Raw genomic sequence first — 14,015 nt, forward strand, 5'->3', positions numbered from 1 at the left:
TAACGCAATTGGAGCGATCGCTCCGCGGCGTTATGGGCCTGTATGGCAGTCCTGTCAGGCGGCCGCGGTTGCCGTGACAGCCACAGGTTCGAGCGCCTGCGCGACGATCTCGGCGACGTCGGTCATCGGCTTCACCGTGAGCGTGTCGAGCACTTCGGCGGGCACGTCATCCAGATCCGGCTCGTTGCGCGCCGGAATGAAAACCGTTGACAATCCAGCACGTTGGGCGGCCAGCAGCTTTTGCTTCACGCCGCCGATCGGCAATACCCGGCCATTCAGCGTGACCTCGCCAGTCATGCCGACATCGGAGCGAACCTGGCGTCCGGTCGCCATCGAGACCAGGGCGGTCACCATTGTGACACCGGCCGACGGGCCGTCCTTGGGAACGGCTCCCGCGGGCACGTGCACGTGGATGCGCCGGTCCAGCACCGTCGGGTCGACACCGAGTTCGGCTGCGTGCGAACGCACATAGGACAGCGCGATCTGCGCCGACTCCTTCATCACCTCACCGAGTTGGCCGGTCAGTTGCAAGCCGGCTTCGCCGTCGGTAGCACCGGCTTCGATGTAGAGCACGTCGCCACCTAGGCCGGTGACGGCAAGACCGGTGGCCACGCCGGGCACCGCGGTGCGTTCGGCGGACTCCGGGGTGAACCGCGGACGACCCAAGTAGCCAACAAGATCGGGCTCGTCGATCGTGATCGACGAATCTGCGATCTTGGTGGTCACCTTGCGCAGCGCCTTGGCCAGCAATCGCTCGAACTGTCGCACGCCCGGTTCGCGGGTGTAGTCGGCGGCGATCTTGCGCAGCGCCGCGTCGGTGACCGTGACCTCGTCCTCGGTCAGCGCAGCCCGTTCCCGCTGCCGGGGCAGCAGGTAGTCGCGGGCGATGGCAACCTTGTCGTCCTCGGTGTAGCCGTCGATCTGGACCAGCTCCATGCGGTCCAGCAACGCCGACGGGATGTTCTCGATCACGTTGGCCGTGGCCAGAAACACCACATCGGACAGGTCCAGGTCCAGATCCAGGTAGTGGTCGCGGAAGGTGTGGTTCTGCGCGGGGTCGAGCACCTCAAGCAGCGCCGCGCTCGGGTCCCCGCGGTAGTCCGAACCGACCTTGTCGATTTCATCAAGCAGCACAACGGGATTCATCGACCCCGCTTCACCGATCGCGCGCACGATGCGGCCCGGCAGCGCGCCGACGTAGGTGCGCCGGTGTCCGCGGACCTCGGCCTCGTCGCGCACACCGCCCAGCGCGACGCGCACGAACTTGCGGCCCAGTGCCCTGGCCACGCTCTCACCCAATGACGTCTTGCCGACGCCGGGCGGACCGGCCAGGACCATGACGGCCCCGGAGCCGCGGCCGCCGACAACCTGAAGCCCGCGCTGAGCGCGGCGGGTGCGTACCGCCAGGTATTCGACGATGCGGTCCTTGACTTCGTCCAGCCCGTGGTGGTCGGCATCCAGAATTGCCCGCGCCGCGGTCAGGTCCGTCGAATCCTCGGTCCGCTCGTTCCAGGGCAGGTCGAGCACGGTATCCAACCAGGTACGAATCCAGCCGCTTTCCGGGCTTTGGTCGCTGGCCCGTTCCAGCTTGCCGACCTCGCGCAGCGCGGCCTCGCGGACTTTCTCGGGCAATTCGGCGGCCTCGACACGGGCCCGGTAGTCGTCAGAACCGTCGGGCTCACCCTCGCCCAGTTCCTTGCGGATGGCGGCCAGTTGTTGACGCAGCAGGAATTCCTTCTGCGTCTTCTCCATGCCTTCGCGCACGTCCTCGGCGATCTTGTCGTTGACCTCGACTTCGGCCAGATGCTCGCTGGTCCAGTCGATCAGCACCCGCAGCCGCTCGGCAACGTCATCGGTCTCCAGCAGTTGGCGCTTCTGCACATCGGACAGGTAGGAGGCATACCCCGATGTGTCCGCCAGCGCCGACGGGTCGGTCAACTGGTTGACGTAGTCGATGATCTGCCACGCCTCACGCCGCTGCAGCATCACCAGCAGCAACTTCTTGTATTCGGCTGCCAGCGACTTGATTTCATCGGTCACCTCGGCCGCGGGGATTTCGGTCACCTCGACCCACAGCGCCGGACCCGGGCCCGTCGCGCCCGCACCGATCTGCACCCGCCGCTCACCGCGAACCACAGCGGCGCTGCCGCCGCCGGCGATGCGGCCGACCTGCAAGATTTTCGCCACCACCCCGTGGGTGGGGTAGCGGTCCGCAAGCCGCGGAGCGATCAGCAACTGGCGTGACTCGCTGGCCTGAGCGGCGTCGACCGCAGCGCGGGCGGCGTCGTCGAGCTCGATGGGCACCACCATTTCAGGCAGCACGATCGTGTCGGTCGCGAACAACACCGGCAATGACATGGCTTGAGCCATCAATCCTCCCAAAGTTAAGTCTGCTGCGCTCAACCCAGGGCAGGGTCGGTTTGTTCCCGCTCGGTTGCCGCTATGCCCTCGGCGAACGTGACGCTGTCGTCACACTCGGCGCCGAACGTGACGCAGCCGTCACAGTCGCGGGACCTGGAGAGCGATGAACGCAACCGGCGTCGCGACCGTCTTACTGAACGACGGAAAGCGAAAGGAGCTAACAGAGATGCAGCTCTACCGCATGACTCACCCGCTGAGGCTGGCCAAGGGATCCCGCCCGACTGGGATGCTGCGGCGCGCGCCGTGAACGCGATGAACCCGGCCCGCAGTTGCGCCGGACTGTACGCAATCCGGACCTCCTACGACGCGGCCGCGGTGATGGGCGCCGACCTGATGCTGCGGCTGGATGAGGTGATCGGCCACGCCCTGAACGCCCACGCGATAGCTGCCGAGAACGCCCCGATAGGCCGGTTAGTGGAGGTCAGCGGTCACGCCGTCGGTGCGTGGCGTGCGCTGGCCGGCCTGAACGACGCGAGCCACGCGCCTGAAGACCGCGCGCTCACTCCTGCTGTAGCGGCGTGAGCCGGCGCAATTGCGTCACATGCTTGGGCGAAAGCTCCTCCAGACAGGTCACCCCGAGCAGGGCCATGGTCCGGATGACGCCGCTCTCCAGGATGTCAATGGCACGCTTGACGCCCGCTTCGCCGCCGGCCATCAGCCCGTACAGATAGGCCCGCCCGACCAGCGTGCAGCGTGCTCCCAGCGCGATCGCCGCGACGATGTCGGCGCCCGACATGATCCCGGTGTCGAGCAGAATCTCGGTGTCGCGGCCCAGTTCCCGGGCAACCGTCGGCAGCAGGTGGAAAGGCACCGGAGCCCGATCCAATTGGCGGCCACCGTGATTGGACAACACGATCCCATCGACACCGCGGTCGACCACGGCGCGCGCGTCGTCGAGTGTCTGAATGCCCTTGACGACGAGCTTGCCCGGCCAGCGCGACTTGATCCAGGCCAGATCGTCGAAGGTGACGCCGGGATCGAACATGGTGTCCAAGTACTCACCGACGGTGCCCGACCAGCGATCCAGCGAAGCGAACGACAGCGGCTCGGTGGTCAGCAGATCGAACCACCACCGCGGGCGCGGCAGCGCGTCGAGCACAGTGCGCAGGGTGAGCGCCGGCGGGATCGACATCCCGTTGCGGACATCGCGCAACCGCGACCCGGCAACCGGAACGTCCACGGTTACCAGCATGGTGTCGAATCCGGCATCGGCCGCGCGCTGCACCAATGCCATCGAACGGTCCCGGTCCCGCCACATGTAGAGCTGAAACCACTTGCGGCCCTGCGGAACAGCAGTGACGACGTCTTCGATCGAACAGGTGCCGAGGGTGGACAGCGAGAACGGAATCCCGGCCGCGGCGGCGGCGCGGGCGCCGGCGATCTCTCCCTCGGTATGCATCAAGCGGGTGAATCCCGTCGGCGCGACCGCGAACGGCAACACGACCGGCTGGCCGAGCACATTCCACCCCGCACACACATTTGTGACGTCACGCAGGATCGTCGGATGAAACTCGATGTCGCGGAAGGATTGTCGGGCCCGCTGCAGGGACAGTTCGTACTCTGCGGCGCCGTCGGTGTAGTCGAAGGCCGCCTTGGGGGTGCGGCGTTTGGCGATGCGCCGCAGATCCTCGATGGTCAGCGCGGCATCCAGGCGGCGTTTGACGCGATCGAACTCCGGCCGCTTGAACCCGATCAGCGGCGCGAGATCACCGATTCTGGGCACGCGCCGTTCAATCGTCACCAATTCATCTAACCAGTGTGCGAATGTGGTCCCATGACCTCGGCAACCGACCCCTTCCGACTGCGCCGCTTCGTCGACGCGCAGGCGCCGGTCTATCGCACCGTGGTCGACGAGTTGCGCGCCGGACGCAAGCGCAGTCACTGGATGTGGTTCGTCTTCCCGCAGCTGCGCGGGCTGGGCAGCAGCCCAATGGCGGCCCAATATGGCATTTCGTCCCTGGATGAGGCCCGCGCCTACCTTGCCCATGAGGCGTTGGGGCCGCGATTGCACGAGTGCGCCCAGTTGGTCAACCAGGTGCATGGCCGCTCGATCGACGAGATCTTCGGCGCACCTGACGATCTGAAGCTGTGCTCGTCGATGACACTGTTCGCCCGGGCCACCGACGACAACGAGGATTTCGTCGCGGTGCTGAACAAGTACTACGGGGGCGGCGAGGACCGCCGAACCGTGGCCCGACTGGCCATCAAATAGGTCGCAGGATCCGCCAGCCATGTGGTTCGACGACCACCGAGTCGACGACCACCTGCGGCGGGGCCGATGATCCCGCCACCACCTCGACGCGCGCCGTGTCGAAGCGCAGCGGTTCATCGTCGATATTGAGTGCCACCAGCAGCGCGTCATCGCCGCAACTGGTTCGGTAGACGTAGTGCCGATTTTCCAGCCGCACCGCGACGGTCGATGCTTCGTGCAACCAGGGGTGACGGCGACGCAGCCCGATCAGATACTGGTGCAACTCCCACACCTGAGCGCCGGTTTCATCCAATGGCACCGGGGGAGAGGCGAATTCGGGACGCACCGCGTCATCGCCGCCGTACCGCTCTTCTTTGACGCCACGAAAGCCGAACTCGTCGCCGGCGTAGATGCTGGGCACCCCGCCGACCGTCAGTAGCAGCACCAGCGCGTGGGGCAGATGGTCGGGCCGCTGCAGCCGGCTCGCGATCCGGGTGACGTCATGGTTGCCGATGAAGGTCAGCGGCACAAAGCTGCCCAGGAATTCGTTGTGGCGTTGCAGCGCCCAGTCCAGCTCGAAGAAGTTGCCGTCGTTGAGGCTGCTCCAGATCGCCTTCCACAGCTCATACTGGGTGGCCGAGTCGAACCCGGCCGCATCGACCACGGCCGCGTAGTCGCCGTGGATGAGCTCACCGACGATCCACGCATCCGGATTCCGCTCGCGCACCCTGGGCAACACGGCAGACCAGAATCGTTGCGGCACAATGTAAGCCGCGTCCAACCGCCAGCCATCGGCACCGCGCTGCAGCCAGTGCGCCATGACGTCGACGACGTAGTCGACGACCTCGGGATTGTCATGGTTCAGGGTACGCAGCTCGGAGTGGCCTTCGAATGTGTCGCCGCTAAACCAGGCGGCCGGACACGCAAACTCCACGCCGACGTGATTGAACACGCCGTCGAGCATGACCCGCAGCCCCCGGCGGTGCGCCTGGCTCACGAACTCGTCGAAATCGTTGTCGTCACCGAGCCGCGGATCGATGCGGTAGTGGTCGGTGGTGTCGTAACCGTGTGTGTGCGAGGCGAAGATCGGCCCCAGCGCAATCCCCGAAGCACCCAGCGCGATGGCGTGGTCCAGCCAGTCGACGAGGCGCCGCAGCCGGTGTTCGCCCGGACCGGGCGGGTGATCGGCGGGAAAGGCCCCGACGAAGCCGAGGGGATAGACCTGCCACCAGATCACGTGCGCAACCCATGATCGACTCAACCGCCGCGCACCTCCGGTGAATGTAAGTTCATGCCTTATGGAGCCCCTATGGAAAAGGTAATCGCACTATTGCGGCGTGCCGAACCGGACGACCAGTGGTGCGCCCGACAGCGGGGCCCGGTCGCCGACGCCCTGTTGGAGCTCAGCGTCCCCGGCCTGTCGGTCAATGTTCGCGACGCCGCGGTGCGCCACTCCCTGATGACGTTGACGACCCTGGATCCGCCGGTGGCCGCGGTGGTGAGCCTGTGGACCCAGCAATGCTATGGCGAACCGATGACGGCAGCGCTGGATCTGCTCGCCGCCGAATGCGAGCGCTTCGCCGCCTACCTGGTTACCGAGTCCGTCCCACTGCCCGGTCCGATTCCCGAATATGGTTCTCGCACACCGGGTTTAGCCAATATCGCATTGCTGCGCCGGCCCGCGGACCTGGACCAGTCGACCTGGCTGGACCGGTGGCAGCGTGATCACACCCCGGTGGCCATCGAGACGCAGTCGACGTTCGGCTACACCCAGAATTGGGTGGTTCGGGCGCTCACCGCGGGCGCGCCGGGAATCGCGGCCATCGTCGAAGAGTTGTTTCCTGCGGAAGCGATCACCGATCTCAAAGCCTTCTTCGGTGCCGCCGACGACGACGACCTGCAGCACCGGCTCGGCCGGATGGTCGCCAGCACAACTGCATTCGGTGCCAACGAAAACATCGACACCGTCCCAACCAGCCGCTACGTGTTCAAGACACCTTTTCAGCCGAGCGAGGACCCCGATGAGGACTAGCACATGACAACTCTCCACGACGCCGTGGCGCTGGCCGCGGGCGAAAGTGGCCTGGCGGTGGTGTCCACGGTTCGCGCCGACGGAACCGTGCAGGCGTCGCTGGTCAATGTCGGTCTGTTGCCGCACCCGGCCGGGGGAGAGCCGGTCCTCGGCTTCACCACCTACGGCAAGGTCAAGCTCGCCAATTTGCGGGCGCGCCCCCAACTGGCCGTCACTTTCCGCAAGGGCTGGCAATGGGCGACGGCCGAGGGGCGCGCCGAGCTGGTCGGCCCCGACGACGAACAGTCCTGGCTGGCCGACGGCGACCAGTTGCGGCTGTTGCTGCGTAGGGTTTTCACCGCGGCGGGCGGTACGCACGACAACTGGGACGAGTACGACCGGGTGATGGCCGCCGAACGGCGTGCCGTCGTGCTGATCACGCCAACCCGCGTCTACAGCAACGGCTGACAAGCGGGTTAGGCTGCAGCCGTGACGCTGCTGATCGACGACGAGAACCGCGTACGCACCCTCACCCTTAACCGGCCCGAGGCGTTGAACGCCTTCAACGAAGCCCTCTACGACGCCACCGCTGAGGCGCTGTTGGATGCCGCCGGCGATCCAGAGGTCGCCGTGGTACTGCTCACCGGGACCGGCCGCGGCTTCAGTGCCGGCACCGATCTGGCCGAGATGCAGGCCCGCATCACCGACCCCGACTTCACCCCGGGCAGGTACGGCTTCCCCGGCTTCATCGACGCGCTGAGCGGTTTCCCCAAACCGCTGATCTGCGCGGTGAACGGCGTCGGGGTCGGCATCGGGGCCACCATCCTCGGTTATGCCGATCTGGCGTTCATGTCCTCGACCGCGCGGCTGAAATGCCCGTTCACCAGCTTGGGCGTGGCGCCCGAAGCGGCATCGTCGTATCTGCTGCCGCAGCTGGTGGGGCGTCAGAACGCGGCCTGGTTGCTGATGTCCTCGGAATGGGTCGATGCCCAGGAAGCGTTGCGGATGGGCCTGGTGTGGCGGGTATGCGATCCCGACACGCTACTGCCTGAGGCTCGCCGGCACGCCGAAATCCTTGCCACTCGGCCGATTTCGAGCCTGATGGCCGTCAAGCACACGATGGTCGAACCGATCCGTCCGGAGATCGCCGCCGCGACCGCGCGGGAGAACGCGCATTTCGCAGAGTTGATGGGCGCGCAGGCCAACGCCGCGGCGTTGGCGGAATTCAGCGAACGGCGCCGCTAACGCGGAATCTAACCAGCCGGAGCGGGTTCGAGCTGAGAAGCCGCCAGGATGGCCCGCAGGGTGCGACGGCAGCGCCCACAGTCACCACCGGCCCCGCAGGCAGCGGCGATCTCCTTCGATGTTGACGCGCCCCGCGCCACTACATCGCACACGGTCTGGTTGGTGGCGCCCACACACAAGCACACGTACATCAGTGGTCTCCCACCACAGGCACGCGCATCGCCACATTCACAGGCCGCATATTAGTGGAGTCTAACCTAAGTTGGTTAGCGGAGTCTAACCTAAGTTAACGACCCGGGGCCTGACCTTCACCAGAGCGTGACGCGCCGCAGCGCCCAACAAACTCGCGCTGACGCCCAATCGCTGCACTAGATTAAGACCGGCACCTAAAGGTGCCGCTACAGCTGCGCATGGTGTGCTCCAGCCCAGCCCACCTGCTGCGGTTTAACGTGCCAGCCTTCACACCGTAGGAGTGCTCATGCAAGGTGATCCGGACGTTTTGCGCCTACTCAACGAACAACTGACCAGCGAGCTCACCGCAATCAACCAGTATTTTCTGCATTCCAAGATGCAGGACAACTGGGGCTTCACCGAACTGGCCGAGCACACCCGCGCCGAATCCTTCGACGAAATGCGGCACGCCGAAGCAATCACCGACCGCATCTTGTTGCTCGACGGGCTGCCCAACTACCAGCGCATCTTCTCGTTACGCATCGGCCAGACACTGCGCGAGCAGTTCGAGGCCGATCTGGCGATCGAATACGAGGTGCTGGAGCGCCTCAAGCCGGGAATCATCATGTGCCGCGAGAAGCAGGACAGCACCAGCGCGATCCTGCTGGAGAAGATCGTGGCCGACGAGGAATCACACGTCGACTACCTGGAGACCCAGCTGGAGCTGATGGACAAGCTGGGCGAGGAGCTGTACTCGGCGCAGTGCGTCTCGCGTCCGCCGAGCTGACGCCGGCCGCCGGCAGTTAAAATCCGGCCGGACGGGGTAACCCAAGGCACCCGATAGCATCGGACGCCGATGGGAAGGCAGCGATGACACGCCCGGGACCAGCGGTCGCTCCAGCTACCTCCGCGGAATTGGCGCCCAGCGCCCGCATCAGCCCACAACGGCGCAACTTCATCTTCGTCGCGATCCTGCTCGGCATGCTGCTCGCGGCGCTGGACCAGACGATCGTCGCCACCGCCCTGCCGACCATCGTCGCCGACCTCGGCGACGCCGGCCGTCAGTCGTGGGTGGTCACCAGCTACCTACTGGCGTCGACGATCGTCACCGCGCTGGTCGGCAAACTCGGCGACCTGTTCGGACGTAAGCGGGTGTTCCAGGCGGCGATCGTGTTCTTCGTCGCCGGGTCGGTGCTGTGCGGGCTGGCCCAGTCGATGGCCATGCTGGTCGGCGCCCGGGCACTGCAAGGCATCGGCGGCGGCGGCATCACGGTGACGGCGAGCGCGCTGATCGGCGAGGTCGTCCCGCTTCGGGAGCGGGGCCGCTATCAGGGGATTCTGGGTGCGGTGTTCGGCGTCACCACGGTGGTCGGCCCGCTGCTGGGCGGCTACTTCACCGATTACCTCACCTGGCGCTGGGCGTTCTGGATCAACCTCCCGGTCTCGGTGCTGGTGATTTTCGTGGCGGCCGCCGCGATTCCGGCGGTGACGGCGTCCAGCAAGCCGGTGATCGACTATGCGGGCATCGTGTTCATCGGTCTCGGCGCGACCGGCCTGACCCTGGCCACCAGCTGGGGCGGCACCCTGTACCCGTGGGGATCGGCGACGATCATCGGCCTTTTCGTCGCAGCAGCGGCGGCACTGTGCGTATTCGTGTGGGCGGAAAAGCGTGCCGCCGAACCGATTTTGCCCATCCGGCTGTTCGGCGGCCCGGTATTCACCGTCTGCTGTGCGCTTTCGTTTGTGGTGGGTTTCGCGATGCTGGGCGCGATGACGTTCCTGCCGACCTACATGCAGTACGTGGACGGCGTTTCGGCCACTACGTCGGGCCTGCGCACACTCCCGATGGTGGTGGGCATGCTGATCACCTCGACCGGCAGCGGCTCCCTGGTCGGCCGCACCGGCCGGTACAAGATCTTCCCGGTAACCGGCACGGCCTTGATGGGCATCGCGTTCCTGTTGATGTCGCGGATGGACGTGTCCACTTCGGCGCTGCTGCAATCGCTGTACCTGTTCATCCTGGGCGCCGGTATCGGCCTGTCCATGCAGGTGCTGGTGCTCATCGTGCAGAACACCTCGAATTTCGAGGACCTCGGTGTGGCGACCTCGGGTGTGACGTTCTTCCGCACGATCGGAAGTTCGTTCGGCGCGGCGATCTTCGGTTCGCTGTTCGGCAACTTCCTCGACGAGAGATTGGGGCGTGCGCTGGCGGCCAGCGGCGCGCCGCCGGACGCGGTCAGCTCCCCGGGGGCCTTGCACCGGCAGCCCGCGGCCGTGGCGGCGCCGATCGTGCAGGCCTATGCCGAGTCGCTGACCCAGGTGTTCCTGTGGGCCGCCCCGGTCGCCGCGGTCGGGTTCGTGCTGGCGCTGTTTCTGCGCGAGGTCCCGCTGCGCGACATCCACAACAGCGCGGTCGACCTCGGCGACGGGTTCGGCATGCCGAGCACCGACACACCGGAGCGACTGCTGGAAAACGCCATCATGCGCATGTTGCGCGGCGATCCGGGTGTGCGCCTGCGCAGCATCGCCCTGCGCCCCGATTGTCAGCTCGACGTCGCCGGCCTGTGGGGGCTGTTGCGCATCAACCGCTACGGACAGTTCTTCGGCACGGCCCGGCTCACCGATATCGGCGACCATCTGCGGGTGCCGTTCGAAGTCCTCGAACCCACCTTTGCCCGGTTGGTCGCCGGCGGCTACGCGGTGCGTGACGGCGACGAGATGTGGCTGACGCCGACGGGGGTCCAACAGGTCAACTACGTGTACTCGCTGTTGTTGGGATGGATCGTCGACAAGTTGTCCCGCTCGGCCAGTTCCGCGGGTCGGCCGGATCGCCACGAGGTCGAAGCCGCCTTGCAGCGCGTCGCGTATCGTGTTCTGACTCAACGTGATTGGCACGACGAACGCCCGACATTGACCGCGCCGCGAGCGGCCGTAGCCCAGCACAGCTAGCGACGTTCCGCCGGGGCGTACCATCACGCCATGAGCCGAATCGGAACATTCGCCGACGACGACGTCTACGGCTGGGTCATGAAATCCCCGGACCTAGGCGGGGCGATCGCCAACTTCAGTCAGATGGTCTACACCAAAAATCGGCTGCCACTGCGCACCCGCGAGCTGGCGCGGGCGGTGATCGCCGACGCCAACGAATGCATCGTTTGCGCCAACACCCGTGACGCCGACGGACCCGCCGCCGGCGTCGACGAAGAGCTGTATGAGCACGCCACGCAGTGGCGCACCTGGCCCGGCTACAGCGAACAGGAGCGGCTGGCAGCCGAATTCGCTTACCGGTTCGCCACCGAGCACACCGCCCTGCGCGACGACGAAGACTTCTGGAGCCGGTGCAGCGCGCAGTTCTCCGAGGAATTGCTCGCAGACCTTGCGCTGTCCTGCGCCCTGTGGGTAGGCATGGGCCGGGTGTTGCGCACCCTTGATATCGGCCAGGCCTGCAAGCTGACGCTGCCCAGCCGCGCATAGACGCCAGAGAGGCCGTGACCGTCACACCGCTTGCCGCCGCGGCAATCGCCCAATTGGAGGCAGCGGGCGTCGACACCGTAATCGGAACCGTCATGAACCCCGCCGGGCTCACGCACGCAAAGCCGTGCCGATCCGCCGGACCAACACGTTCGCCGATCCCGGTCTGGGGGCCAGTCCTTCTTGGCACGCGTTTGCCATCGATCAGACCGGTATCGCTTTCACCGAGGAAATCGGGGTGGTCGGGGATCAGCGGGTGCGGATCGATCTGTCGGCGTTGCGCATCATCGGCGACGGGCTGGCGTGGGCGCCTGCGGCATTCTTCCAACAAGACGGCTCACCGGTAGCCATGTGCGGACGCGGCACCCTAGGGCGCGTCGAGGCCGTGCTCGCCGAGGCCGGGATCGACGCGATGATCGGCCACGAGGTCGAATTTGTGCTGGTCGGTCCCGACGGGGGCAGGCTGCCCTCGACGCTGTGGGCACAGTACGGCCTGGCCGGTGTGCTCGAGCATGAGGCATTCATCCGCGACGTGATTACCTCGGCCGCGACCGCCGGCGTTGCGATCGAGCAGTTTCACCCCGAGTACGGTGCCAACCAATTTGAGCTCTCGTTGGCTCCGCTGGCACCGTTGGCCGCAGCCGACCAACTGGTCCTGACCCGGCTCATCGTCGGTCGCGCCGCGCGCCGTCACGGACTACGTGTCAGCCTGTCACCGGCGCCGTTCGCTGGCGATGTCGGATCCGGTGCCCACCAGCACATTTCATTGACCACCCCGGACGGCCCGCTGTTCTCCGGCGGCACCGGTCCCGCTGGCATGACACCGGCCGGAGCGTCGGCGGTGGCGGGATTGCTCAGGGGACTTCCGGAAGCGCAGGGCATCTTGTGCGGATCCGTCGTGTCAGGTTTGCGCATGCAGCCTGGCAACTGGGCCGGGGCCTATGTGTGCTGGGGCACCGAAAACCGGGAAGCGGCAGTGCGTTTCATCCCTGCCAGCCCAGCAAATCCGCATGGGGCCAATGTTGAAGTAAAAGTGATCGACCCGTCGGCAAACCCGTACTACGCGTCGGCCACCATCCTGGGGCTCGCTCTCGACGGAATCAGGACCGAAGCGGCGTTGCCGCCGGAAACGACGAAAGATCCGGGACGGCTTTCCGAGGACGACCTGGCTCGAGCCGGCATCATGTGTCTGTCGGAGTCGCAAATCAAAGCAATTTCCACACTTGGCAATTCAAAGCTCTTGCGCGAGATACTCGGTGACCCAGTTGTCGACATGGTCGTCGCGGTCCGCCGTCTAGAGCATGACCGCTACAACGAATTCGGTCCCGACCACTTGACTGACCAGTTCCGGATGGCCTGGAGCCTGTGACGGGACCGGCTGCGACGGCCGAATCCGCGCTGGCCCAACACATCAGCGCGGTGTCGCTCATCGATCAGCACGTGCACGGCTGCTGGTTGACGCCGGGGGACCGGCGGCGCTTCGAGAACGCGCTCAACGAGGCCAACACCGAGCCGCTTGCCGAATTCGATTCCGGCTTCGACTCGCAGCTGGGCTTCGCGGTGCGCAATCATTGCAGCCAGGTCCTGGGATTGCCCAGACACACTGATCCGCAAGACTATTGGCAACGCCGCAGCCAGTTCAGCGAGGTCGAGTTGGCCCGGCTGTTCCTCCGTGCCGCCGGTGTGTCGAGGTGGCTGTTCGATACCGGAATCGCTGGCGACACAACCGATCTCGCCACATTGCGCGATCTGTCCGGAAGCCGGGCCGCGGAGGTGGTCCGGCTCGAGCAGGTCGCCGAGCAGGCCGCGCAGGCACCGGGCGACTACGTCACCGCATTCGATGCAATCCTGCGCCGGCGCATGGTCACCGCGGTCGGTACCAAGTCGATCCTGGCCTACCGGGGCGGGTTCGAGGGCGATCTGACCGAACCGCCGGCGGCGCAAGTCGCCGAGGCGGCCCAGCGCTGGCGCGACGACGGCGGCACCCGGCTGCGCGACCGGGTGCTGCTGCGTTTCGGGTTGCATCAGGCGCTGCGGCTGGGCAAGCCACTGCAGTTGCATGTCGGGTTCGGCGACCGGGACTGCGATCTGCACCGGACCAACCCGCTGTTGCTGCTCGATTTTCTGCGGCAATCCGGGGATACCCCGATCGTGCTGCTGCACTGCTATCCCTACGAGCGCGAAGCCGGCTACCTTGCGCAGGCGTTCAACAACGTCTACGTCGACTGCGGGTTGAGCGTGAACCACCTCGGAGCACGGGCACCGGCGTTTTTGGCCAGGCTGCTCGAGCTGGCCCCGTTCCGCAAGATCGTGTACTCCTCGGACGGGTTCGGCCCGGCCGAACTGCACTATCTCGGTGCGGCATTGTGGCGCAACGGTATTCATCGTGTGCTTGGCGAGTTTGTGGCCAGTGGCGACTGGAGTGAAGGCGACGCCATTCGGGTGGTCGATCTGATCGCCCACGACAATGCCGCCCGCATTTACGCGTTTGACTCCGGGTAACAC

General features: G+C 66.0%; 13 protein-coding genes and 1 pseudogene. 10 read left to right on the top strand and 4 right to left on the bottom strand.

Annotated elements, in window-relative coordinates; genetic code table 11:
* Positions 1-54 precede the first annotated feature (54 nt).
* Positions 55-2,370, bottom strand: coding sequence for an endopeptidase La (gene lon, locus BST12_RS02485; protein ID WP_083111411.1), 2,316 nt, complete (start codon positions 2,368-2,370; stop codon positions 55-57).
* A 294-nt stretch (positions 2,371-2,664) separates the two neighbouring features.
* Between lon and BST12_RS02490 the strand changes: the two genes are divergently transcribed.
* On the top strand, positions 2,665-2,943 hold the full coding sequence (locus BST12_RS02490; RefSeq protein WP_083111412.1) for a hypothetical protein: 279 nt from the start codon (positions 2,665-2,667) through the stop codon (positions 2,941-2,943).
* Here BST12_RS02490 and BST12_RS02495 read toward each other — a convergent pair.
* Positions 2,921-4,162: an alpha-hydroxy acid oxidase gene (locus BST12_RS02495; RefSeq protein ID WP_083111413.1), complete on the bottom strand. Its 1,242-nt coding sequence runs from the start codon at positions 4,160-4,162 to the stop codon at positions 2,921-2,923. The two genes, BST12_RS02490 and BST12_RS02495, sit on opposite strands and share 23 nt — an antisense overlap.
* Before the next feature lie 33 nt (positions 4,163-4,195).
* On the opposite strand from BST12_RS02495, the gene BST12_RS02500 reads away from it, so the two are divergent.
* On the top strand, positions 4,196-4,633 hold the full coding sequence (locus BST12_RS02500) for a DUF1810 domain-containing protein (RefSeq protein ID WP_083111414.1): 438 nt from the start codon (positions 4,196-4,198) through the stop codon (positions 4,631-4,633).
* Here BST12_RS02500 and BST12_RS02505 read toward each other — a convergent pair.
* The gene (locus BST12_RS02505) at positions 4,626-5,873 is read right to left on the bottom strand and encodes an alpha-amylase family protein (RefSeq protein WP_083111415.1); all 1,248 of its coding nucleotides are present in this window, start codon (positions 5,871-5,873) and stop codon (positions 4,626-4,628) included. The genes BST12_RS02500 and BST12_RS02505 overlap by 8 nt on opposite strands.
* A 48-nt stretch (positions 5,874-5,921) precedes the next feature.
* Here BST12_RS02505 and BST12_RS02510 point away from each other — a divergent pair, with 48 nt between their 5' ends.
* The 3 genes from BST12_RS02510 to BST12_RS02520 are packed head-to-tail and all read left to right on the top strand — an operon-like array spanning position 5,922 to position 7,868.
* A complete protein-coding gene (locus tag BST12_RS02510) occupies positions 5,922-6,644 on the top strand; it encodes an EthD domain-containing protein (protein WP_083111416.1) in 723 nt (240 codons plus the stop codon).
* Positions 6,645-6,647: 3 nt separating this feature from the next.
* Entirely contained in the window at positions 6,648-7,091 is a 444-nt protein-coding gene (locus tag BST12_RS02515; protein ID WP_083111417.1) for a PPOX class F420-dependent oxidoreductase, read from the top strand.
* 21 nt (positions 7,092-7,112) lie between these two features.
* Positions 7,113-7,868 (top strand): enoyl-CoA hydratase/isomerase family protein, encoded by a 756-nt coding sequence (locus BST12_RS02520; RefSeq protein ID WP_083111418.1) that lies wholly within the window; start codon positions 7,113-7,115, stop codon positions 7,866-7,868.
* Between the two features lie 8 nt (positions 7,869-7,876).
* Here BST12_RS02520 and BST12_RS02525 read toward each other — a convergent pair whose 3' ends face one another.
* Positions 7,877-8,059, bottom strand: a complete 183-nt coding sequence (locus tag BST12_RS02525; protein ID WP_083111419.1) for a (2Fe-2S)-binding protein — start codon at positions 8,057-8,059, stop codon at positions 7,877-7,879.
* Between the two features lie 287 nt (positions 8,060-8,346).
* Here BST12_RS02525 and bfr point away from each other — a divergent pair, with 287 nt between their 5' ends.
* The 5 genes and pseudogenes from bfr (at position 8,347) to BST12_RS02550 (ending at position 14,012) form a co-directional block, all read left to right on the top strand.
* A complete protein-coding gene (gene bfr, locus BST12_RS02530) occupies positions 8,347-8,826 on the top strand; it encodes a bacterioferritin (protein WP_083111420.1) in 480 nt (159 codons plus the stop codon).
* Between the two features lie 83 nt (positions 8,827-8,909).
* Positions 8,910-10,988: an MDR family MFS transporter gene (locus BST12_RS02535; RefSeq protein WP_083111421.1), complete on the top strand. Its 2,079-nt coding sequence runs from the start codon at positions 8,910-8,912 to the stop codon at positions 10,986-10,988.
* A 30-nt stretch (positions 10,989-11,018) separates the two neighbouring features.
* On the top strand, positions 11,019-11,513 hold the full coding sequence (locus BST12_RS02540; RefSeq protein ID WP_083111422.1) for a carboxymuconolactone decarboxylase family protein: 495 nt from the start codon (positions 11,019-11,021) through the stop codon (positions 11,511-11,513).
* 14 nt (positions 11,514-11,527) lie between these two features.
* Positions 11,528-12,879: pseudogene (locus BST12_RS02545) on the top strand (type I glutamate--ammonia ligase).
* Positions 12,876-14,012: an amidohydrolase family protein gene (locus BST12_RS02550; RefSeq protein WP_372510860.1), complete on the top strand. Its 1,137-nt coding sequence runs from the start codon at positions 12,876-12,878 to the stop codon at positions 14,010-14,012. Before BST12_RS02545 ends, BST12_RS02550 begins: the two are co-directional and overlap by 4 nt.
* Positions 14,013-14,015: the final 3 nt, after the last annotated feature.

The organism is Mycobacterium angelicum (assembly GCF_002086155.1).
Classification (GTDB): Bacteria; Actinomycetota; Actinomycetes; order Mycobacteriales; family Mycobacteriaceae; genus Mycobacterium; species Mycobacterium angelicum.

Bases quoted from the DNA above. Each gene is read 5' to 3' on its own strand.
- lon (WP_083111411.1), bottom strand. From the start codon at position 2,370: ATGGCTCAAGCCATGTCATTGCCGGTGTTGTTCGCGACCGACACGATC.
- BST12_RS02500 (WP_083111414.1), top strand. From the start codon at position 4,196: ATGACCTCGGCAACCGACCCCTTCCGACTGCGCCGCTTCGTCGACGCG.
- BST12_RS02510 (WP_083111416.1), top strand. From the start codon at position 5,922: ATGGAAAAGGTAATCGCACTATTGCGGCGTGCCGAACCGGACGACCAG.
- BST12_RS02515 (WP_083111417.1), top strand. From the start codon at position 6,648: ATGACAACTCTCCACGACGCCGTGGCGCTGGCCGCGGGCGAAAGTGGC.
- BST12_RS02525 (WP_083111419.1), bottom strand. From the start codon at position 8,059: ATGTACGTGTGCTTGTGTGTGGGCGCCACCAACCAGACCGTGTGCGAT.
- bfr (WP_083111420.1), top strand. From the start codon at position 8,347: ATGCAAGGTGATCCGGACGTTTTGCGCCTACTCAACGAACAACTGACC.
- BST12_RS02535 (WP_083111421.1), top strand. From the start codon at position 8,910: ATGACACGCCCGGGACCAGCGGTCGCTCCAGCTACCTCCGCGGAATTG.
- BST12_RS02540 (WP_083111422.1), top strand. From the start codon at position 11,019: ATGAGCCGAATCGGAACATTCGCCGACGACGACGTCTACGGCTGGGTC.